At 57.4% G+C, this 20,525-nt stretch carries 20 protein-coding genes and 1 tRNA gene; 8 read left to right on the forward strand and 13 right to left on the reverse strand.

From position 1 onward, the window contains the following. Window positions 1-20: 20 nt before the first annotated feature. Both AC2D8U_RS07205 and gltX read right to left on the reverse strand, forming a co-directional pair. Window positions 21-96, reverse strand: a tRNA-Ala gene (locus AC2D8U_RS07205). An 83-nt stretch (window positions 97-179) separates the two neighbouring features. Next, window positions 180-1,592: a glutamate--tRNA ligase gene (gene gltX, locus AC2D8U_RS07210; RefSeq protein WP_484618388.1), complete on the reverse strand. Its 1,413-nt coding sequence runs from the start codon at window positions 1,590-1,592 to the stop codon at window positions 180-182. Between the two features lie 165 nt (window positions 1,593-1,757). On the opposite strand from gltX, the gene AC2D8U_RS07215 reads away from it, so the two are divergent. Together AC2D8U_RS07215 and AC2D8U_RS07220 are read left to right on the forward strand one after the other, a co-directional pair. Next, window positions 1,758-1,985: a hypothetical protein gene (locus AC2D8U_RS07215; protein WP_484618389.1), complete on the forward strand. Its 228-nt coding sequence runs from the start codon at window positions 1,758-1,760 to the stop codon at window positions 1,983-1,985. Window positions 1,986-2,147: 162 nt separating this feature from the next. Beyond that, complete coding sequence (locus AC2D8U_RS07220; protein ID WP_484618390.1) at window positions 2,148-3,020, forward strand: LysR family transcriptional regulator; 873 nt, start codon at window positions 2,148-2,150, stop codon at window positions 3,018-3,020. Window positions 3,021-3,086: 66 nt separating this feature from the next. Here AC2D8U_RS07220 and gltS read toward each other — a convergent pair whose 3' ends face one another. The 11 genes from gltS to pspA all read right to left on the reverse strand — a co-directional run bounded on the left by gltS (window position 3,087) and on the right by pspA (window position 13,605). Further along, entirely contained in the window at window positions 3,087-4,280 is a 1,194-nt protein-coding gene (gene gltS, locus AC2D8U_RS07225) for a sodium/glutamate symporter (RefSeq protein ID WP_484618391.1), read from the reverse strand. Window positions 4,281-4,549: 269 nt separating this feature from the next. Continuing rightward, the gene (maiA, locus tag AC2D8U_RS07230) at window positions 4,550-5,191 is read right to left on the reverse strand and encodes a maleylacetoacetate isomerase (protein WP_484618392.1); all 642 of its coding nucleotides are present in this window, start codon (window positions 5,189-5,191) and stop codon (window positions 4,550-4,552) included. 152 nt (window positions 5,192-5,343) lie between these two features. Beyond that, the gene (hppD, locus tag AC2D8U_RS07235; protein ID WP_484618980.1) at window positions 5,344-6,426 is read right to left on the reverse strand and encodes a 4-hydroxyphenylpyruvate dioxygenase; all 1,083 of its coding nucleotides are present in this window, start codon (window positions 6,424-6,426) and stop codon (window positions 5,344-5,346) included. Between the two features lie 152 nt (window positions 6,427-6,578). After that, entirely contained in the window at window positions 6,579-8,123 is a 1,545-nt protein-coding gene (tyrR, locus tag AC2D8U_RS07240) for a transcriptional regulator TyrR (protein ID WP_484618981.1), read from the reverse strand. 186 nt (window positions 8,124-8,309) lie between these two features. After that, window positions 8,310-8,648 (reverse strand): 4a-hydroxytetrahydrobiopterin dehydratase, encoded by a 339-nt coding sequence (locus AC2D8U_RS07245; protein ID WP_484618393.1) that lies wholly within the window; start codon window positions 8,646-8,648, stop codon window positions 8,310-8,312. Between the two features lie 16 nt (window positions 8,649-8,664). Then, window positions 8,665-9,456 carry a phenylalanine 4-monooxygenase gene (phhA, locus tag AC2D8U_RS07250; RefSeq protein ID WP_484618394.1) on the reverse strand — a complete coding sequence of 264 codons (792 nt, stop codon included), beginning with the start codon at window positions 9,454-9,456 and terminating at the stop codon, window positions 8,665-8,667. Between the two features lie 338 nt (window positions 9,457-9,794). Continuing rightward, the gene (locus AC2D8U_RS07255) at window positions 9,795-10,841 is read right to left on the reverse strand and encodes a TIGR01620 family protein (RefSeq protein WP_484618395.1); all 1,047 of its coding nucleotides are present in this window, start codon (window positions 10,839-10,841) and stop codon (window positions 9,795-9,797) included. Further along, window positions 10,838-12,244, reverse strand: coding sequence for a YcjX family GTP-binding protein (locus AC2D8U_RS07260; RefSeq protein ID WP_484618396.1), 1,407 nt, complete (start codon window positions 12,242-12,244; stop codon window positions 10,838-10,840). Before AC2D8U_RS07260 ends, AC2D8U_RS07255 begins: the two co-directional genes overlap by 4 nt. A gap of 43 nt (window positions 12,245-12,287) precedes the next feature. Continuing rightward, window positions 12,288-12,680, reverse strand: coding sequence for an envelope stress response membrane protein PspC (pspC, locus tag AC2D8U_RS07265; RefSeq protein WP_484618397.1), 393 nt, complete (start codon window positions 12,678-12,680; stop codon window positions 12,288-12,290). Further along, window positions 12,667-12,912 (reverse strand): envelope stress response membrane protein PspB, encoded by a 246-nt coding sequence (gene pspB, locus AC2D8U_RS07270; protein ID WP_484618398.1) that lies wholly within the window; start codon window positions 12,910-12,912, stop codon window positions 12,667-12,669. The genes pspC and pspB overlap by 14 nt, the downstream gene beginning before the upstream one ends. A 24-nt stretch (window positions 12,913-12,936) precedes the next feature. Further along, entirely contained in the window at window positions 12,937-13,605 is a 669-nt protein-coding gene (pspA, locus tag AC2D8U_RS07275) for a phage shock protein PspA (RefSeq protein ID WP_484618399.1), read from the reverse strand. Window positions 13,606-13,798: 193 nt separating this feature from the next. On the opposite strand from pspA, the gene pspF reads away from it, so the two are divergent. From pspF to AC2D8U_RS07305, 6 genes are all read left to right on the forward strand, one after another. Then, window positions 13,799-14,857 carry a phage shock protein operon transcriptional activator gene (gene pspF / locus AC2D8U_RS07280; protein WP_484618400.1) on the forward strand — a complete coding sequence of 353 codons (1,059 nt, stop codon included), beginning with the start codon at window positions 13,799-13,801 and terminating at the stop codon, window positions 14,855-14,857. A 55-nt stretch (window positions 14,858-14,912) separates the two neighbouring features. Then, complete coding sequence (locus AC2D8U_RS07285; RefSeq protein ID WP_484618401.1) at window positions 14,913-16,535, forward strand: ABC transporter substrate-binding protein; 1,623 nt, start codon at window positions 14,913-14,915, stop codon at window positions 16,533-16,535. Further along, on the forward strand, window positions 16,536-17,558 hold the full coding sequence (locus AC2D8U_RS07290; RefSeq protein ID WP_484618402.1) for an ABC transporter permease subunit: 1,023 nt from the start codon (window positions 16,536-16,538) through the stop codon (window positions 17,556-17,558). Further along, window positions 17,551-18,441, forward strand: coding sequence for an ABC transporter permease subunit (locus AC2D8U_RS07295; protein ID WP_484618403.1), 891 nt, complete (start codon window positions 17,551-17,553; stop codon window positions 18,439-18,441). The genes AC2D8U_RS07290 and AC2D8U_RS07295 overlap by 8 nt, the downstream gene beginning before the upstream one ends. Window positions 18,442-18,565: 124 nt before the next feature. Continuing rightward, window positions 18,566-19,561: an oligopeptide/dipeptide ABC transporter ATP-binding protein gene (locus tag AC2D8U_RS07300; protein WP_484618404.1), complete on the forward strand. Its 996-nt coding sequence runs from the start codon at window positions 18,566-18,568 to the stop codon at window positions 19,559-19,561. Then, the gene (locus tag AC2D8U_RS07305) at window positions 19,558-20,343 is read left to right on the forward strand and encodes an ATP-binding cassette domain-containing protein (RefSeq protein WP_484618405.1); all 786 of its coding nucleotides are present in this window, start codon (window positions 19,558-19,560) and stop codon (window positions 20,341-20,343) included. The genes AC2D8U_RS07300 and AC2D8U_RS07305 overlap by 4 nt, the downstream gene beginning before the upstream one ends. The last annotated feature ends 182 nt before the right edge of the window (window positions 20,344-20,525 follow it).

Genomic DNA, 20,525 nt, shown 5'->3' on the forward strand with positions numbered 1-20,525 from the left:
TACCTAAGCGAAGAGAGAATTGGTGGAGCTACGCGGGATCGAACCGCGGACCTCTTGCATGCCATGCAAGCGCTCTCCCAGCTGAGCTATAGCCCCACAACCTTTGCTCTTTCAGGGAGCATCCCCGTCAGTGCGAGGCGCATTTTAGGGACCCCCCCCAAATGAGTCAATAGCGTTTTTTAGGAATTCGCTCTGTTTGCTACAAATTCCACCGCCTTGTTGATCCTTTCGACGGAACGCGCCTGTCCAATCAACAAAAGCGTCAGATCCAGGCTTGGAGACTGGCCTGCACCGGTGACCGCCACACGCAATGGCATACCCACCTTACCCATACCCACTTCAAGTTCTTCAGCCGTTTGCTTGAGGCACTCCTGGATTGCCTCGGCATTCCACTCGGTCAAGGCTGCCAGCTTTTCACCCACTCGCTGCAAAGGTGCCTGGGCAACCGGGCGCAGGTGCTTTTTCGCAGCGGCTTCATCAAACTGCTCAAAGTCTTCGTAGTAGTAGCGGCTGGAGGCAGCCAGTTCCTTCAGGGTCTGGCAGCGCTCCGCCATCACAGGAAGCAACTCTTCCAGGGACGGGCCTTTAGCCACATCGATCTGCTGATCGGCAAAGTGCCATGCCAAATGCTTGGCCACCTCGGCCGCTGGCTCACTCTTCATATAGTGCTGGTTCAACCAAAGCAACTTATCGGTGTTAAAAGCCGACGCAGATTTGTTGATCGCCTTAAGAGAAAACAGCTGGATCATCTCCTCCATGGAGAAGATCTCCTGATCACCGTGGGACCAGCCCAAACGCACCAGGTAGTTCAACAGGGCTTGTGGCAGAAAACCATCATCCCGGTACTGCATCACGCTCACCGCACCGTGGCGCTTGGACAGCTTGGCACCGTCATCCCCCAGAATCATGGATACGTGGGCAAACTCAGGAACCGGTGCGCCCAACGCGTTATAGATGTTAATTTGGCGAGGTGTATTGTTGATGTGATCTTCACCCCGTACGACCTGGGTGATCCCCATATCCCAGTCATCCACAACCACGCAGAAGTTATAGGTCGGAGAGCCATCGGTGCGGCGAATGATCAGATCATCCAACTCGCTGTTACCGATCTCAATACGGCCACGCACGTGGTCATCAAAGGCGACACTGCCCTCGGCCGGGTTACGGAAGCGGATCACATAAGGAGCATCTTCATCATGCTCACCGTGAGCATCGCGGCAATGGCCGTCATAACGGGCCTTTTCCCCGTTAGCCATCTGCTGTTCACGCAGGGCATCGACACGCTCCTTAGAGCAGTAACACTTATAGGCTTTGCCTTCCGCCAACAGTTGGTCGACCAGTTGGTTATAACGATCGAAACGTTTAGTCTGGAAGTAGGGACCCTCTTCCCAGTTCAAGCCCAGCCACTCCATCCCTTCCAGGATCGCGTCGATCGCTTCCTGAGTGGAGCGTTCCAGATCCGTATCTTCGATACGCAGGACAAATTCACCACCTTGATTACGGGCATAGAGCCAGGAGTACAGAGCAGTGCGGGCGCCGCCGACGTGCAAAAAGCCGGTCGGGCTCGGGGCGAAACGGGTTTTTACGGTCATATCCTTCTCGATATACAGAAACTTGTACGTATGGCCTTGGCCAGTTAAGCACGCTAGTTTAGCAGCCAACGCCGCCACGACCAAAAGCAATCCACATTCGCGCCTTTCCTCTATCGGCGGGTGTTCTACGCTAATGGAAGTTACACCACATTTGGAAGCTTCCCCATGCCAACCCACATCTCACAATCTGCGCCGATGGAAAGCATTGCCTCCTATCTCAAGCGCGTGCATGGCTACGACCAAGCCCGGGCAGAGCGCGAAGCGCGGCAAGTTCTCAATGACTTCGAAGCGATGCGTCGTAAAGGTTACATCAGTGGCTGGTACTTTGATGATCAGGGCCATCTTGAACTGATCCCATCAGAGGACGTCCTGGGAAGACTGAATGAGAACTAGCCTTGGACAACTCAGAGTGCTTCCTAAACGCGCATTGACTGAAGCTAAGCCCCTCACAAACCACTAAGGCGATAAAGTGATATACGATTCCTTACTTGTGGGATTCAAATAAGCTGGCATAGTAGAGAGAGTCCCGCAGTTTAAAAGTCGACTCAAGCACCTATGGATCTCCGTCAGCTACGTAATTTTGTCATGGTGGCCGAACACGCCAGTTTCACGCGTGCCGCCAAAGTGTTGGGTGTAGCCCAACCCGCCGTCAGTACCGCTATTAAGAAATTGGAAAATGATCTGGGCTTAGTCTTGCTGCATCGCCAAGACAAACGGGTGCAGCTTACTGCTGAGGGTAAAGAACTTTTGCCGCACGCCCAAGCCATTCTGCAACGCGTTGAGCAAGCGACTCAGGCAATGGCACGACTTCGAGATCTCGACCGAGGAGAGGTCAGAATCGCACTGCCGGGCATGGTCGGATCCTACTATTTTCCAGCCCTCTTGATGGCGTTCCATCATCGCTATCCGGACCTGAAACTCTCCCTTTGCGAAGCGGGAACCCAGGAGATCCGAGGCATGCTGGAACGGGATGAAGTCGATATCGGTATTATCATCGACCCGGGAGAGCAAACCGGGTTGGATACCCTGCCACTCACCCGCCCCGAAATGATCGCGGCCGTCGGGCTTGAGCACCCCTTGGCTCAACAAGACACCATCGACTGGGATGAGTTTTTCCAGCATGAACTGGTCATGTTCAAGAGTGGCTACTACCACAGAGAGATCGTCAATGATTTAGCTCAGGCCAGGGGCTTTAAACCGGACATCGCCTTTGAAACCAACCTGATTGAACTGATCCGCAGTATCGTTCGCCAAGGGTTTGCCATCACCACTGTTTTGGATATGGTGGTCGAAGGTGATCCGGAGATCAAAGCCCTGCACTTCAGCGAGCCGTTATTCCTCGACCTCCATGTTGGCTGGAAGAGTGGCCGTGCTCTGACCCAGGCCGATAGAACCTTCCTGGACTTCCTGCTGGAACAAAATCCCTAGCCTAACGCTGCGCTGGATAGCAAAAAGCCTTCACATCCTGTGAAGGCTTTTTGTCTTTCTCAGGAGTCAAACCCCGAAGAAATTCAGCATCAACTGGAGGATCACCGCATTAGAAATATCGACAAAGAAGGCATTGGCTAATGGGATCACCATAAAGGCCATCGGAGCCGCACCATAGCGCCCTACCACGGCATTCATATTAGCCATCGCATTGGGCAACGCCCCCAATCCCATTCCAAGATAGCCCGCACAGATCACCGCACTGTCGTAGCTACGCCCCAACATGGGAAACATCACCAACACCACCAACAACACCATCACGGTGACCTGTACTAAGACCGTCAGCAACATGGGCAAAGCCAAATCAACCAGGCTCCAAAGCTGCATCCCCATGAGCGACATCGCCAGAAACAGACCCAAGGTGATCTCCCCCATCAGAGAGAGAGACTGGCCCTCGGTAGGCGCCTCCAGCCTGGGTAGCAATCGCGGCAAAACGTTGGTCAAGACCAAACCGGATAACATGCAGGCAAGGAATTCAGGAACCATCACCCCCTGACTTTCCGCCCAGCCCGACACATGGGTTCCCAGGATCATCCCTGCACTGATGTACATCAACACGACAAACATTCCCTGGCTGTCGATTTGACGGCCGCCTCGCCCCTCTCCCTGGGTCCTAAGAATGGGTTCACCAGCCTCTAAGCCATTCTTCTCAATAAGCCGTTGTGCAAGCGGGCCTCCTACGAGCCCACCCAGTATGAGCCCCATGGTGGCACTGCCAATACCAATCTCCAGCGCATTACTGATCCCCGCTTGCTCTTCAAACACCGACGACCAGGCTACCGAAGTACCATGGCCACCAAACAGTGAGACAGAGCCAAGCAGTAACCCATTGATCGTGGGCAAGCCAGTGACCTTGGCCATTACCAGACCCGTCACGTTTTGCAGCAGCACGCCGGCAACACAGATGAACATCAAAACCAGAAGAGGTCGCCCGCCTTTCGCCAACATCTCCAGGCGAGCGGACAAGCCCACAGACGTGAAGAACGCCAGTAACAGGACATCCCGCAGCGCCATATCGAACTGAACTTCAAAGCCCCACACCTGATAAGCCAGGAGCGATAAGAGGGAGGCGGTGATCCCACCGGTCACAGGCTGTGGGATGTTGTAACGCCGCAGCACCCCGATGTAACTGTTGAGAAAACGGCCAATAAGGAGCACCAGGATGGCGGCCAAAACCGTCTCTCGTAACGACAATTCCATAGTAAGAACCTTTTTTGTCCACCGTTACCACAACACGCGAGGTGATAGGGCAAAACAAGGTGGAAGGGAGGAACCAACAACCGGGCAACTAACAACGCCCTATGGATGCATTCTAGTGCAAGAACCCAAAGGGGCCGGTCGGAAGCTCATAAAGGACACGAAAGGAACTGCCTAATGATTTGTTTTGCCCAATAAAAGACCTAAAAACACCCGTCCACCGCTTTAACCGATGGAGGTATCTGTCTGTCATCACAAAAAAACTAACGGGCTTACACCGCATCGGGTTGGAACTGAGGAGCCGCCAGGGTAAAAGCTTCCAATTGCCGGCAATGCCCAACAATGGCACCGATACGCACATAATCGTCGAGATCAATGCCGTGCATCTGCGCCTGGTCATATTCCGGCACCAAGCACAGATCCGCCAGCGTCAGACGGTCACCAAAGCAATAGCGTCCTCCCGTCTGTTCTAGCTGTACCTCCAGACTATCAAACACTCGGCGCAACCAATGCTGATACCAATGCCGTCGAGCAGAGCCTCCTTGCTGCATACGCTGTTCAAGGTAACGCATCACCCGCATGTTATGCAGGGGTTGGCATTCACAGGCGAGGCTTTGTGCCAGGGCACGTACCTTGGCCCTATCCACTGCACCTTCGGGCAATAAAGGAGACTCGGGGTAAGCCTCGTCGAGATATTCGATGATCGCCAGGGATTGGTTGAGTACCAGATCCCCGTCCACCAGAGTCGGCACCAATTGATTCGGACTGAGTACGCCATAACCCGGCAGTTGGTGATCACCACCATCACGCTCCAGATTGACAGCGACATACTCGAATGGCAGCCGCTTGTGGTGACACGCGATGCGCACCCGAAAAGCCGACGTGGAGCGCCAATATCCGTACAATTTGAGCATGTTTCAAAGGGTCCCAACAGTGGCCTGTCTTAACATCCCAATATAGACCCCTAACGACAAAGCATTATTAATTCAATACGCTTAACGAACAAAAATCAACAATAAAGAGAAAGGGGCCTGCTACGCGCCCAATATTAAGCATATCTCTCTAGTTAAATCACCCCTCGTCGGATCTGATCCTCCTCAATTGATTCAAACAGAGCTTTGAAGTTGCCCTCACCGAAGCCCTCATTACCTTTGCGCTGGATGATCTCGAAAAACACCGGCCCAATGACTGTTTGAGTAAAAATCTGCAGCAGAATACCATCCTTACCTGGGGCGCCATCCACCAGGATCCTCAACTCTCGCATCGCTTCAAGATCTTCACCATGACCTGGCACCCGGCTATCAACCTTGTCGTAGTAGGTGTCTGGTGTTGGCATAAACGCCACCCCTCCCTGACGCAGCGCCCTTACTGTCCGATAGATATCATCGGTGGCCAGTGCGATATGCTGGATCCCTTCACCTCGGTATGCCCTCAGGTACTCCTCAATCTGGCTCTTATCGTCAGAGGACTCATTGATCGGGATGCGGATCTTACCGCAAGGGCCTGTCATCGCACGGCTCACCAGCCCAGTTAATTTCCCTTCAATATCGAAATAACGGATCTCGCGAAAATTGCCTATTCGCTCATAAAACCCGGCCCACTTATCCATATTTCCCTGAAATACATTGTGAGTGAGATGATCTATTTCATAGAGCCCAATATTGGCATCAGTCAAACGTTGGTCGGCATCGGGATAGAAGTTGAAATCAACATCATAGATGGAACGCTCATCATAACGGTCAACAAAATACAAAGCTGAGTCACCTATCCCCTTGATAGCCGGGATATTCAACTCCATTGGGCCAATCTTACCCTCAAACGCCTCCGCACCATTTGCCAAGGCATGCGCTATCGCCAGCCCAGCATCTTTGACCCGCCATGCCATACCACACACGCTGGGGCCGTGCTCTCGGGCAAACGCCGCAGCCTGGGAATGAGGCTCGGCATTCACGATGAAGTTGATCTCCCCCTGGCGGAATAACCAGGCAACCTTGCTACGATGCCTGGCGATCTCGGCAAACCCAAGCGCTCGAAACAGGTGTTTCAGCGCCTGGATCCCGGCGTCATCCGGTGCCGCATACTCGACAAACTCGAATCCATCCGTCCCCAGGGGGTTCCAACTCTCTGTGATATTGCTCTGCGCCGCCATATGATCTCCCAGCCTCCAAGCTTTCGCCATCAAGTAACATTCTGTTTACCTTAGTAGGGGGGAGCCGATAAAGGTGTAAAGGGCAATCAAGCAGGGGGAATGGATGTCAGACTGCCTTTACAGCCTGACACATACAGTTTTAAATCATAAAGTTAAGCTCGCTGCTTACCAATGCGGTATTCCCGCAACTTGTTGGCAATGGCCGTATGGGACACACCCAGTTTGCGAGCCAGTTGACGGGTCGAGGGGTAGGCGGGATAGAGGCGACGCAGCAGGCCAGCCTCAAACTGCTTCACCGCAGCGTCCAGGGTGCCCTCGAACTCCTGATCAAAGTAGCCGAAGCTTTCACTCCAGGCGGGCAGGTTAAGCTGTTCCGGGGTCAATTCCCCTCGCTCTTCGGCCATGGATACGGCCCGAAAGATCGCATTCTTTAGCTGACGAACATTACCCGGCCAGGCATAGTTTCGAATCACATCACGAGTAGCAGCCCCCAGTTGTCGCGCCGGGCTGCCCAACTGCTGACTGTAGTGTTCCAAGAACAACTCGGCCAAAGGAATGATATCCGCCTTGCGCTCACGCAACGGCGGCAAGATCAGATTCAACACATTGATGCGGTAATAGAGATCCTCACGAAACCCGCCTTTCTGACACAGCTCAGACAGGTCCTTCTGGCTGGCACAAATGATCCGAAGATCCACCTTGATCTCGGTATCATCCCCAACGCGGCGAAAACACCCGTCCTGGATCAGCCTCAACAATTTCACCTGTAATGTCGGCGACATGTCTGCCACCTCATCGAGGAATACGGTACCGCCATTGGCCTGTTCAATAACGCCCCGTTTCACCACATCACCAGGACTGGCTGCCAGACCAAACAGCTCACTTTCTGCCACGGCATCAGGCAGTGACGCACAGTTAATCACCACAAAGGCTTTGTCGTGCCTCAAACTGGCATCGTGGCACGCCCGAGCCAACTGCTCTTTCCCTGTCCCCGTCTCCCCTAAAATCAATAAAGGTGCCTCGAGTTGGGCCATCCGCTGGGCATCCGCCAACAGCGCCTTCATTCTGCTGCTCTCGGCAATCAGGGTATCAAAGCCGCTGCGTTGCTCGCGCAGTGCGTTGAACTGCTTGCCGACTCGGGCAGGAGACTTAAGCTGCACCATGGCACCGGCCAGGATCTTCGTGCCCTCTTCATCGGGCAGATCGATGGGCAGCATCTCAGCCAGGTACTGATTGTCCCCAATGGTGATGCGGGTCGCCTGAGGCAACACCTCATCACCCGCCAGCCACCGGGTAAAGGAGAAACCGTGAATATAGTTGGCCGCGGGATGATCTTGAACTTCATCCAGACTGGCACCCAATACCGCCAGGGTCGAGTCATTCGCCGTGGATATGTGTCCCTTGAGATCCACCGAGAAAACCGGATCCGGCAGAGTACGCAGCAAAGCCTCCAAAGCATAGTGCTCACGCTCTGAGGGCATATAGGGAACGGTACGTACATCGGTGACATTGGGGATCTTACGCAGCGTCGGCATCAGCGCCTGCAGCTGTTCAAACCCCGGCGCCGGGATCTGCAGGTACACGAAACCTTCGCTCGCAGCGTCGATGGCGTTAATATTAATTTCAAATTTTTCGAGGACTTCGAGGATCTCGCGGGCAAGCCCCATCCTGTCCTGGCAACTGACTCGGATACGCATCAGCCCTCCCTGTTGTAATAGGCGTGTCATCCAGGCGTTCCCACCAGTCAATCGCCCTGGCAGCCCGGAGTCTTACGGGAATGGTTAGCATGATCATACTGTAAAAGAAGCTGTACGTTATAGTCCCTTGCGAGAAAAAACCCACCGTTGCGGGTGGGTTTTCATTCAGGAAAAATTCGGACAGGGCTAGCGCTGCAAAGCATCCGTTCTGGCGGCCATGATCAGATCGTTCTTATGTAACCCTCCGATAGCATGGGTCCACCAGGTAACGGTGACCTTTCCCCATTCCAGCAAAATCGACGGGTGGTGAAACTCGGCTTCCGCCAACTCAGCCACCCTATCGGCAAAGGCCCAGGCCAGCTTGAAGTTTCTGAAACGGTATTGCCGCTCCAACTGCATCACGCCATCCCGAACCGGCAGGGACCAATCCGGTAACTGAGTCATCAAGGAAGCCAACGCCTCCTCGCTGATCTTCGGTACTCCTGCCTGGCAGGCCTCGCAATGTTGCTGTTTCAAGTCACTCATGGCAATCCGTTCCTCCTCAACTCGCATCTTGCTTGGGTGAAAACTTGGGCTCAAACAACCCAAGCCGACGAGCCTTATGAGCCAATGCCAGCAGATCCTGTTCCGCCAACTCATAGAGTTGGTCGATCGCCTCTAAGACATAATAGATCGGCTGCATGATATCGATACGATAGGGCGTGCGCATGGCATCCAGGAGATCCATTGGGCGCAACTCCGGTTGCTCGGACAGGGCATATCGAGTTTCCCCGGGACTCGACAAGATCCCACCACCGTAGATCCGCACGCCATCAACGCTGGAAACCAGACCGAACTCAACGGTAAACCAGTACAGGCGGGCCAAAAAGACCCGCTCCCAGGGCAAGGCGGTTAGCCCCAATTTGCCGTAGGTGTGGGTAAAATGCGCAAATGCAGGGTTGGTCAGCAGGGGACAATGACCGAATATCTCATGGAAGAGATCGGGCTCCTGAAGGTAATCAAACTCCTCCTGGCGCCTGATAAAGGTGGCGACCGGAAATCGCCGACTCGCCAACAGTTCAAAGAAACGTTCGAACGAGATCAGGGCTGGTACTTGAGCCGTCTGCCAGCCGGTGCTGTCAACCAGGATCGCATCCACTTCAGCCAATTGTGGGATCCGATCTGCCGGCAGCCCCAGCCTATCCAGTCCGGCCAGGTACTCATCACAAGCCTTACCCTGAATGCAGGCGCGCTGCCTAGCGCAAAGCGCCGCCCAGATCTTATGCTCCTGCTCGGAGTAGCTGATCACTCCGCCAGGCCCCGGCATACGAGCGGTATAATGACTCTCTTTCATTCTGCCCCCTCATCGCCCCGCTGGCCTACTGCGAGTCATTCATCGAGCGCCGCCCGTCACCCAGCGAAGCCAAAACGGCCATAGTCGCACCGCAATGCCCCTTGTCTCGACATGCCCTCCAAGCGAATGGGCTCGCTAAAGCACCAGCCGAAAACTCAAATCGCCGCTCACCCCTGAATGAGCTGCAGCGCGGAGTGCCCAGGTGGTTCCCACGGTTTGCCAGCTGCCCAAGGCTCAAGAACTGGCGCCCGACACCCTGTGGCCTCCTTCACACATAAAGCCTCTCGCTTTACCTTATCTCCGAACCGAACCAGAGGGGGGACCTCGACACCAATCCACTAACGATTGCGTGTAAATTCCTCGTTACGAGATCTGACTTCACGGGCATAACGTAAGGCATCCGCCGATACCCGGGTTAACTGTGCCAACAGTTTGCCCTGCACTTTCACCAGAGAGGGGCGGTGACGGGCCTGGTACGGCAATGGACGACATTCGGCACAGGCCGCATAGCCCAATCGGGCGGTTAGCAGGCCCGCTCCCAACCCCTGAGCGACTCGAGCCGATAGCTTGCCGGTCAGCTCGGCCGATAACATCTGGGTACCCAGATCCACGGCCAACTCACTGCCCCCGGCATAGAGGAGATTCACCAGGATCCCCCGTACCAAACGGATCCGGCCCCAGTAGCCCGGCTCAATGCCGTAGATCCGAGCCACTTCATCCAACATCGCCTGATTGCGCCACAGCATCAGAGCCATATCCAGCACTGCCATGGGGCTCGCTGCCAGCAGCAGGCTGGCTTGACCTGCGTAACGATAGATGCAGGCCTCGGCGGCCCGGTCCTGCTCACCGAGCACGAGCCGCTCGTACAGGAGCAACAACTCACCGTCATTATGAAACGCCTGACGGCGTTGCTGCCACGAGGCAAAAGCCTCGCGGTACGCCTCGGGCAACTCCCTGCCCAGGGCTTCAATCAACGGCTGGGCTTCGCCTCGCTGACTGCCCAGCTCCATGCGCCGGGCCTTTTGCCGCCGCAGCCCGGCCCGTTTGAGCTGACCCAGACGACGCCACTCCCGCCAGCCCAACCGACCCAGCAGTAATAGGCCGCCCCCCAGCACCAAAAGATAGAGGGCAAACAGTGCGCTGCTCCGCTGCCAGGCTTCCCAAAGGGTCCAGCCGGCTTCAACCAGGATCAGGGCAAACACACCCGCTAGTACCAACCGCGCGAGGCGGCTGTAACGAGCTCTCGAAGAAGACTCAGGCTTCGCCGCCTGCCAATCCTCCGGCGCAATCGATTGTGTTGGATCCAGCTCCTGTGGCGGAGCAACCGAGTACTCCTCCGGCTCTGGCTGCTCAGCAAACTGTTGCGATGGTTTAATCGGCTTCATGCGGTTTTATCTCCCAACAGCCACTCCAACAGGTGGTCCATACGCATATGGGGCAAGGCTCCATGGGGATCCTTCAATTGGGGTGGTGCCAACTGACCAAAATCGAATCCCTGCTGCTGCCAAAAATCCGCCGAAGGCAACTGCCTGGGCACCTCGCCGGGAAACCGTACCAGGGGCTGGTGATCCTTTGACTGTCCCCGGATCACGCTGATGGGTTGGCCCTGGTGCTGTACCTGACCCTGATGGCTGGCCCGAATGGCACTGAGCACCATGGTTTCCACCCGGCCTCCAAGGAAACGGGCCCGGCGACCACTCTCCCCCACCAACTGGTCGGTCAATGCCAACAGGTTGGCATGTTGGTCGGCGGTGATGTGATCCGCCTTGGTGGCAACAAACAACAGCTTGTCGATCTGTGGCTTAAACAGGCGTCTCAGCATGGAGCCTGGCCCATAATGGAAGCTCTGCATGATGGCGCGGATGGATGCGGCCATCTGATCGATCTGGGCATGTCCCTGATCCAGGGCTCCCAGGGTATCCAACAGCACGATCTGCCGATCGAACTTGGCAAAATAGCTACGATAGAAGGGCTTCACCACCTGCTGGCAGTACGCATCGAAGCGAGCCGCCAAGCGGGCATGCAAGGGGTGCTCCTTCACCGGTGGCAGAGGGAAAAACGCCAAAATAGGCGTCCCGGCCAGTTCGCCGGGCAACAGCGCTCGCCCCGGCTGCAAGAAGGTGGCATTGAGGCTATGGCGCAGGGTCGCCAGCAGGCCCCCATACTCCTCGGCGATCTCCGCCAGCTCCGCATCGGAAACCCTGGCCTGCTCAAACAGTGCCTCCACTCGGCTCAGCCAGGGCTTCGCCTGTTCACGCCAAGGGGTCCTATTGAGCATTTGCCATTGCTGTTCACTCCAACCAGCAAAATCCTGCTCCAACATCGGCAGATCCAGCAGCCACTCGCCCGGATAATCCACCAGATCCAGGTACAGGGTGAGGGTATCGGCCAACTGGCGTTTGAGCCCCCGTCCCGGAGCAAAACGCAACGCCAGACGGATCTCCGAGATCCCCCGGGTAGACGGGGGCCACTGGGGGTGCGCCTGACATAACCCCTCAATGGCGGCATCGTAATCGAAGGGCAACAGGGTCAAACTGGGCTGCAACTGACGCTCGGCGCCCAGCAAACGCCCCTCAGACACCAGTTGCCACATGGGTAACTGCTGACTGTCGGCATGCAACAACTGATGCACTAAAGAGGTCACGAAGGCGGTTTTGCCCGCCCCGGACAGACCGGTGATCCCCACTCGAAGGTGTTGATCCAGTCCGCGATAGGCCATTTGCTCCATCTGACGACCCAGGCGGCCCAAGCGGGCCTTAAGATGATGTTGAGCTTTGATGGGATCCATACATAGTATCGGCGGAAGCCTAGGGCTCCCGCCAGAAAGGGGCTTATTTCAGATTATCGATCTCCCGACGCAAGCTGTAGGCGTCGGAAGTCACATGGCGTTCGAGTTGCTGCAGACGCAGTTCCAAAGAGCGAAAGCGGGTGTTCACATCCCGAAATGCAACTCGAGGCGACTCACCGGCCTGCCACACCTTGGTTTTCACTTCAGGGCGCGCCAGGGGCTGCTCCCTGGGTTTCTTATCCAGCAGCACCCAGGCCACCACGTAAAGCAGAAAGGCGATACCAAAGAACCAGCCTGTCAAGATAAACGCCGAGAAGGCGATGATCCGCACCAGCCAGATCTCCAGGCCAAAGCGCTCCGCCAGCCCGGCACAAACGCCGGCCACCTTACCCTGCTCGGGGATCCGGTACAGCGGGGCTTGTTCATTCATCGTCATGTTTCCTCCGCCATTGGGGTGACTCCGCATCGAGGATCCGCTCCAGCGTTTCGATCCGATCGGCCATTTTATCGGCCCGGTGCAACAGATCGCTGAGCTGTTGATACTCCTCGTCCGTCAGTCCCTGGCTGATCTGCTTCTTACTGCGATAGTGCAAGACCAGCCAGATGGGCGCCACGAAGATCATAAACAGGACCAGGGGCGCAATCAGTAAACCTATCATCTCTTCCATGCATCACTCCTTATTGCACACCGATTACGATTTCTTCTTGGCCAGCTTCTTCTTCATGGCTTCCAGCTCCTGGTTGACCTTGTCTTCCGCCTCCAGCGCGGCAAACTCCTCCTCCAGGCTGCGAGGCTGACCCATCTCGTAGGCTTCCACCTCAGACTCGATCCCCTCGACACGCCGTTCATACTGCTCAAATCGGCTCATCGCCTTGTCGATCTTGGCCGGATCCAGCTGACGCTTCACATCCAGGCGGGAGGTGGCCGTCTGCTTGCGCATGATGATGGTCTTCTGACGGGCACGGGCATCATTGAGTTTCTCCTGCAGCGCCGTGATCTCCTCTTTGAGGCGCACGATCTGCTCCTCGATCACGATCAGCTCATCCTTGAGGGCATCCACCAGTTCGGCGGCTTTCTGCTTCTCAACCAGGGCTGCCCTGGCCAGATCTTCCCGCTCTTTAGAGAGGGCCAGCTCCGCCTTAGCCTGCCATTCACCCACCTGACTCTCGGCACGCTCTACGCGCCGAACAGCCTCTTTCTTCTCTGCCAGCACCTTGGCCGAGGTAGAGCGCACCTCGACCAGGGTGTCTTCCATCTCCTGAATGATCATCCGTACCATTTTCTCCGGATCCTCGGCCTTATCCAGCAAGGCGCTGAGGTTCGAATTCACGATATCGGCGAAACGCGTGAAAATACCCATAATCTATTCCTCATAATCTGTATTGCCCTCAAGAGCAACTATACAGATCTCGTGCCAACTCCACCTTCGTCATATAACACCTTGTTTAATAAAGAGTATATTCCAAGGGTTTCTTTTTCGCTCTGGGCTTCCTATCATGGAACTCGCCAACTGTTGGCTAAATTTACCAACCTAACCATTGAGTCGGAATCGGATGCCATCACCTCGCCAAACCGAGAGCTTACTCGGTCAATCCACCGCCTTCCATCAGGTGCTGGACCATGTTTCCCAGGTTGCCCCCCTGAGCAAGCCAGTGCTGATCATCGGCGAGCGGGGCACGGGCAAGGAGCTGATCGCCGAACGACTGCACTTCCTCTCCCGTCGTTGGGAGCAGCCCTATATCAAGCTTAACTGCGCCGCGCTCAATGAAAACCTACTGGAAAGTGAGCTCTTTGGCCATGAATCCGGCGCTTTTACCGGCGCCGGTAAGCGTCATGAAGGACGCTTCGAGCGAGCCGACAAGGGAACCCTGTTCCTCGATGAGTTGGCCAACACCTCCGGGCTGATCCAGGAAAAACTACTGAGGGTGATCGAATACGGAGAGTTTGAACGGGTTGGCGGTAACCGCACCCTGCGCAGTGACGTTCGCCTGATCTGTGCCACCAATGAAGATCTGCCCCGTCTGGCACAACAGGGCGAGTTCCGGGCCGATCTGCTCGATCGCCTCGCCTTCGACGTCATCACCCTGCCGCCGCTGCGCTCACGGCCGGACGACATCCTGCTGCTGGCGGAACACTTTGCCATCGCCATGGCCCGCCAGCTCGAGATGGAGTTGTTCGCCGGCTTCACCGAGCGCGCCCGCAAGACCCTGTTGGGCTACCATTGGCCCGGTAATGTCCGTGAACTCAAGAACGTGGTCGAGCGCAGCGTCTATCGCCATGGCAATGCCCAGCTGCCGGTTCACGAGATCGTCATCGATCCCTTCGACTCCCCCTGGCGCCCCAATGACACGATCCGCACCGAGGACCGTCCACGTCCCCAAGAAACGCAGTCCGCTTCGGCAAGCGAGCCAACGGCCCCCATTGCCACGGCGGTTCAGGGCTTCCCACTGGATTTCAAACAGACCTGTCAGGAGCATGAGGTGCAGTTGCTGAAACAAGCCCTGGTACACAGCCAGTACAACCAGAAAAAGTGCGCCGAGATACTGGGACTCACCTACCACCAGCTACGCGGGATCCTGAAGAAATACGATTTGCTCGGGCAGGACAATTGAGGCGCAGGGCGGGCCTTGCTAGACTACGGCGATCAACGAGTTGCTAAATCTCATCATGGCCAGAACCCGAATTTTATCCAGCCTCGCCACACTGACAGCGACGCTGTTCACCCTGCTAATCGGGGGCTGCAGCGGCGATAAAGCCCACCATGCCCCCGGCCTGGTGTACTGCTCCGAAGGGAACCCGGAAACCTTCAATCCGCAGCTGACAACCTCGGGTACGGCCATCGATGCCACCTCTAAGCAACTCTATAACCGGTTGCTGTCGATCGATCCCCAGAGTGGACAACTGATCCCAGAGCTCGCCGAAGACTGGAGCGTCAGCGATGATGGGCTGGAATACCAGTTTTACCTGCGGGATGACGCCCACTTTCACCTCACCGAGGGGTTTACCCCAAGCCGCCTTTTCAACGCCGACGACGTCCTGTTCAGCTTCAACCGCGTGCTGGATCCCAGCCATCCGTATCACAAGATCTCTGGCGGTCGTTATCCCTTCTTCCAGAGCGTCGGCCTCGCCGACAACCTGGCTGCCCTGACGAAGATCTCGGATCAACAGATCACCTTCGTACTCAAGCATCCCGATGCCAGCTTCCTGGCCGATCTGGCCACCGATTTTGCCGTGATCCTCTCCGCCGAATACGCCGAGAAGCTGCTCGAAGCTGGAACCCCGGAATTGATCGACAGCCAGCCCGTCGGCACCGGCCCCTACGTCCTGGCCGACTACCTGCGTAATCGCTATATCCGCTATCGTCGCCATCCCGATTACTGGGGACCCCAGGTGATCCTTGAGCAGTTGGTGTTTGATATCACCCCCTCGAGTACCACCCGGGTGGTGAAGCTGATTGGTGGCGACTGTGATGTCGCAGCCCTACCCCAGATCAGCGAACTGTCGGTGATCCAGCGGTACGATGACCTGGCGGTAGACACCCGCCCCGGCCTCAATGTCGCCTTCTGGGCCTTCAACACCCAGAAGCCGCCGCTGGATGATCCCAGGGTCCGTCGAGCCCTCAGTCTTGCGGTGGACAAACGCCGATTGCTAACCGCCGTCTATCACAATACCGCCGTGATCGGCAAAGGCCTGTTGCCACCGATCTCCTGGGCCTATGACCCGAACCTGCCTGAGCTGCCTCACGATCCCAAGCGAGCGCGCCAACTGCTCGACAGTGCCGGGTTCAGTTCACTGGAGCTGAATGTCTGGGCCATGCCGGTTAGCCGGATCTACAATCCCAATGCGATCAAGACTGCCGAGATCCTGCAGCAAGATCTGGCCGAGATCGGTGTGACTCTGAATATCGTCAGTTACGACTGGGGGGGCTTTATCAACAAGCTTCAGCACGCCGAATATGACTCCGTGCTGATAGGCTGGGCCGCCGACAACCTGGATCCGGACAACTTCTTTACCCCCCTGCTTTCCTGCGATGCCTTGGTGTTTGGCTCCAACCGGGCCCGCTGGTGCGATCCCCAGTTCGATGCGCTGATGGCCACCGCCCGGGCCACCGAGGACAAAGAGGAGCGACGCCGACTCTACAGCCAACTGGAGCACCAGTTGCAACTGCAGCTACCGCTGCTCCCCCTGGCTCACGCCAGCCGTACCCTGGGCCGCCAGCGCCACTGGCAGGGGCCGATCCTGCACACTTCGGGTGGCGCTGACTTTACCCGGATCCGCAAGGAGCCCTGAATGCTGACCTACTTGCTCCGTCGCCTGAATCTGCTGGTCTTGACCGCCCTGGTGCTGTTGGGACTGCTCTATCTCGCCAACCTGAAGATGCCCGGTGGCCCCATTACCAACCTCAGCGGCTTGACCGAACCGACCCTGCAACAGCAGGCCGACGTTCGGGCCCAATACCGCCTCGATACCAACCTGGTCCAGGGCTACCTGGCCTTCGTCGGAGCCCGCCTGGGGGGCGACTTCGGCGTATCCCAAACTTCAGGAGCCCCCATCGTAGAGGAGTTGGTTCAAGTACTGCCCGCCACGATCGAACTGGTGGTGCTCTCCCTGATACTGGCCCTGATGCTGGGGATCCCGCTGGGGGTGCTGGCCGCCGGCCGCCAAGGTCCCCTGCCCAAACTCCTGTGGGCCGGTACCCTGCTGGGTTTCTCGGTGCCGGTATTCTGGCTTGGCCTGTTAATGATGCTGACCTTCGGCCTGGAATGGGATCTGCTTCCTCCCTCCGGCCGGCTCAACCTGCTCTATGATATTCCCCCGATCACAGGTTTTATGCTGATCGACATTCCCCTGTCCGACGCTCAATGGCGCTGGTATGCCTTCAGGGACGCGGTCAATCACCTGGTCTTGCCGGTGCTGGTGCTCGCGGCACTCCCCTGCACCATAGTGATCCGCACCATTCGTGCCGCCATGCTGGCGGAGATGGACAAAAACTATATCCGAGCCCTGATGGCCCGGGGAGTGCCCCGCCTTCACCTGGTGGTACGCCATGCCCTGCCCAACTCCCTTCCCCCCATGCTGAGGATCATGAGCCTTCAGCTGGGTCAGTTGGCCTCAGGTGCCATCATCGTCGAGATGATCTTCACCTGGCCGGGGCTGGGCAGTTGGCTGTTGGCGGCCCAATATGAGGGCGACCATACCGCCCTGACCGGTGGGATCCTGATGATCAGCCTGGCCATCGTCGTCTCGGCCATCCTGCTCGATATCGCCCACGCACTGCTTAATCCGGTTACCCGCAAGGAGATCCATGGCTAGTCCACAGCTGTACCATGAGGACAAGATCCCCTCGCCCTGGCACCAGATCTGGCGCCACTTCAAGGCACGCCCGACGGCGGTGATCGGCCTGTGGGGCCTGATCATCATGATCCTGCTCTCCCTGTTTGGGCCGGCCCTGGCCCCCTATACCGCCGAACAACAAGCCACCGATGTCCTGCTGGCGCCCCCTTCCTGGCACAGCGACGGCACCATCGACTACTTCCTGGGGACCGACGCACTTGGCCGGGACATCCTCTCCCGGTTGCTACACGGTGCCCACCAGACCTTCGGCTATGCCGCCCTGATCGTCTGGCTGGCCCTGTGCGTTGGCTTTGTGATCGGTACTCTGTCCGGCTCCAGCCGGGGCCTGCAAGCCTCGGTACTGGGTCACCTGCTCGATGCCCTGCTGTCGCTCCCCTCCATCGTGCTGGCCCTGCTGTTTGCCGCCGTGCTCGGTCCCGGCCTGCAAAACGTGTTCTGGGCCGTCGGCCTGGCCCTGCTCCCCGGCTTTGTCCGCCTGGTGCATAACGCCATCCATGAAGAGATGCAAAAAGAGTACGTCATGGCCGCGCGACTGGATGGGGCAAACCAGTGGCAACTGCTGCGCTACGTGATCTGGCCCAACATCACCGACACCGTCGTGATCCATACGACCCTCGCGTTTTCTACCGCGATCCTGGACATCGCCGCCCTGGGCTTCCTCTCCCTCGGAGCCCAGGCTCCCTCCTCCGAGTGGGGGGCCATGGTCAGCGAAGGGGTGAATAACGTCCTTAGCGCCCCCTGGACCGTAACCATGCCCGGCATGGCGATCCTGCTGGCAGTACTGGCCACCAACTTGGTGGGTGATGGCCTGCGCCATGCCATCAGTGAGGAGCGTGGCTAATGCCTTTATTGCCCCAATACCGACGCAACCTGGTCTTAACAGCAGCCCTTTCCAATACCGCGGAGTCTGAAATGTCTGCACGCCTGCGCGCCCTTCGCGACGAGCACATCAAGGAGCGCGGCTAATGCAGTTATTGGATATCCGCAACCTGACCATCGAATTGGATACCCCCCATGGCCGTTATGTCGCCCTGGAGCGTTTCAGCCTGAAACTCAGTGAAGGTGAGATCCACGGCCTGGTGGGCGAATCCGGCTCCGGCAAGAGCCTGCTGGGCAAAGCCATCTTGGGGATCACGGATCGCCGCACCCATGTCCGGGCCGACCGCCTGAGCTGGAATGGGCAGAATATGCTCAACATGACTGCCGCCGAGCGCCGCGTCCTGATGGCCAAGGAGATCGCCATGATCTTCCAGGAAGCCGCCAGTTGCCTGGATCCCGGAGCCCGGATCGGTACCCAGATGCTGGAGGCGATGCCAAAGTTCTCCGAAGTATCCTGGTGGCAACGCAAGGCTAAGCGTCGTGCCCTGGCCATCAAGTTGCTGCACAAGGTGGGGCTCAAGGATCACACCAGCATCCTGCGGACCTTCCCCTGGGATCTGACCGATGGGGAGGCTCACAAGGTGATGCTGGCCATGGCGTTGGCGCACAAGCCCAAGCTGATCATCGCCGATGAACCCACCACTGGGCTGGAGAGTTCGGATCAGGCCAAGATCTTCCGCCTGCTGGACAAGATGAACAAGCTGGGCAATGTCGCCATCCTCTTTATCAGCCATGATCTTAAATCCGTCGCCAAATGGGCGGACAAGGTTACCGTGCTCTACTGTGGCCACCTGATGGAATCCGGCCGCAGCAAGCAGCTGCTCAACGAACCTATGCACCCCTACACCGAAGCCCTGCTGCAAAGTGCCCTGACCCCGGGCTCGGCCAGGGAGCGTAAGAGCGACCTGCCCGCCCTGCGCGGTGCCATTCCCCCACTGCAACACCTGCCGGTAGGCTGTCGTCTGGGCCCCCGTTGCCCCTATGCCCGGCGCGAATGCGTTAAGACCCCGACCATCCGCAGTCAGGGCGGACACGGCTATCGCTGCCACTTCCCGCTCATCGAAAAGGACAAAGCGTCATGACGCCGTTGCTGCAGGTGCGAGAACTGCACAAACATTATCGAAAAAGCACCTCCTGGCTGAACCGGGAATACAAGCAGGCGCTGGCCCCCATCTCCTTCGATCTCTATAAGGGGGAAACCCTGGCCTTCGTTGGCGAAGCCGGCTCTGGTCGTAGCTCACTGGCCCAGATCCTGGCCGGGGCGCGTCCCCGCAGCGGAGGACAGATCCTGCTGGAGGGTGAAGAGCTGCTCAGCCGGGATATCCGTCGACGCAGCCAGGAGATCCGCATGATCTTCCAAGACCCCAGCACCTCTTTGAACCCCAAGCTGCGGATCGGGGAGCAGTTGGAAGAGCCTTTGCTGTTCAATACCAAGCTGGACAAAGAGCAGCGGATGATTCTGGTGGCCAAGGGTCTGCTGCAAGTGGGCCTGCTGCAGGAGCACGCCGACTTCTACCCCCAGATGCTCGCCCACGGTCAGCGCCAGCGTGTCGCCATCGCCCGAGCCCTGATGCTCGAACCTAAGATCCTGGTGGCCGACGAAGCCTTTGCCGGCCTCGATACTTCACTGCGCGCCCAGTGCGTCAACCTGATGCTGCAGGTCCAGCGGGAGCTCGGGCTGTCCTACATCCTGATGTCCCACGATCTGGGCCTGGTCCGCCATATGAGTGATCGGGTGATCGTAATGAAACGAGGCAAAGTCGTTGAGCAGGGCGATACGGAATCCGTGTTTGAAAACCCCCAGCACGACTACACCAAGCGCCTGCTCGACGAGCAGTTCCTGCAATTTCGCCGGGGCAAATAAACGCCGCCTTCAACCGCTTCGTAGCTTGAGTTGAGCGCAGTCGGTTGAGTTGAGCGCAGCGAAGCTCAACACCGATTCGTACGGTTGAGTTGAGCGCAGCGAAGCTCAACACCGCCCCAACCACCCCGGCTCCGGGCCTTTCCGGGCCAGCAGCCCTGCTGCCGAACTTGAACCCCAAGGGC

It is taken from the genome of Ferrimonas sp. YIN67, assembly GCF_057219095.1.

Excerpts from the sequence above, each read along its gene's own strand:
- gltX (WP_484618388.1), bottom strand. The coding sequence starts at position 1,592 with ATGACCGTAAAAACCCGTTTCGCCCCGAGCCCGACCGGCTTTTTGCAC.
- AC2D8U_RS07215 (WP_484618389.1), top strand. The coding sequence starts at position 1,758 with ATGCCAACCCACATCTCACAATCTGCGCCGATGGAAAGCATTGCCTCC.
- AC2D8U_RS07220 (WP_484618390.1), top strand. The coding sequence starts at position 2,148 with ATGGATCTCCGTCAGCTACGTAATTTTGTCATGGTGGCCGAACACGCC.
- gltS (WP_484618391.1), bottom strand. The coding sequence starts at position 4,280 with ATGGAATTGTCGTTACGAGAGACGGTTTTGGCCGCCATCCTGGTGCTC.
- maiA (WP_484618392.1), bottom strand. The coding sequence starts at position 5,191 with ATGCTCAAATTGTACGGATATTGGCGCTCCACGTCGGCTTTTCGGGTG.
- hppD (WP_484618980.1), bottom strand. The coding sequence starts at position 6,426 with ATGGCGGCGCAGAGCAATATCACAGAGAGTTGGAACCCCCTGGGGACG.
- tyrR (WP_484618981.1), bottom strand. The coding sequence starts at position 8,123 with ATGCGTATCCGAGTCAGTTGCCAGGACAGGATGGGGCTTGCCCGCGAG.
- AC2D8U_RS07245 (WP_484618393.1), bottom strand. The coding sequence starts at position 8,648 with ATGAGTGACTTGAAACAGCAACATTGCGAGGCCTGCCAGGCAGGAGTA.
- phhA (WP_484618394.1), bottom strand. The coding sequence starts at position 9,456 with ATGAAAGAGAGTCATTATACCGCTCGTATGCCGGGGCCTGGCGGAGTG.
- AC2D8U_RS07255 (WP_484618395.1), bottom strand. The coding sequence starts at position 10,841 with ATGAAGCCGATTAAACCATCGCAACAGTTTGCTGAGCAGCCAGAGCCG.
- AC2D8U_RS07260 (WP_484618396.1), bottom strand. The coding sequence starts at position 12,244 with ATGGATCCCATCAAAGCTCAACATCATCTTAAGGCCCGCTTGGGCCGC.
- pspC (WP_484618397.1), bottom strand. The coding sequence starts at position 12,680 with ATGACGATGAATGAACAAGCCCCGCTGTACCGGATCCCCGAGCAGGGT.
- pspB (WP_484618398.1), bottom strand. The coding sequence starts at position 12,912 with ATGGAAGAGATGATAGGTTTACTGATTGCGCCCCTGGTCCTGTTTATG.
- pspA (WP_484618399.1), bottom strand. The coding sequence starts at position 13,605 with ATGGGTATTTTCACGCGTTTCGCCGATATCGTGAATTCGAACCTCAGC.
- pspF (WP_484618400.1), top strand. The coding sequence starts at position 13,799 with ATGCCATCACCTCGCCAAACCGAGAGCTTACTCGGTCAATCCACCGCC.
- AC2D8U_RS07285 (WP_484618401.1), top strand. The coding sequence starts at position 14,913 with ATGGCCAGAACCCGAATTTTATCCAGCCTCGCCACACTGACAGCGACG.
- AC2D8U_RS07290 (WP_484618402.1), top strand. The coding sequence starts at position 16,536 with ATGCTGACCTACTTGCTCCGTCGCCTGAATCTGCTGGTCTTGACCGCC.
- AC2D8U_RS07295 (WP_484618403.1), top strand. The coding sequence starts at position 17,551 with ATGGCTAGTCCACAGCTGTACCATGAGGACAAGATCCCCTCGCCCTGG.
- AC2D8U_RS07300 (WP_484618404.1), top strand. The coding sequence starts at position 18,566 with ATGCAGTTATTGGATATCCGCAACCTGACCATCGAATTGGATACCCCC.
- AC2D8U_RS07305 (WP_484618405.1), top strand. The coding sequence starts at position 19,558 with ATGACGCCGTTGCTGCAGGTGCGAGAACTGCACAAACATTATCGAAAA.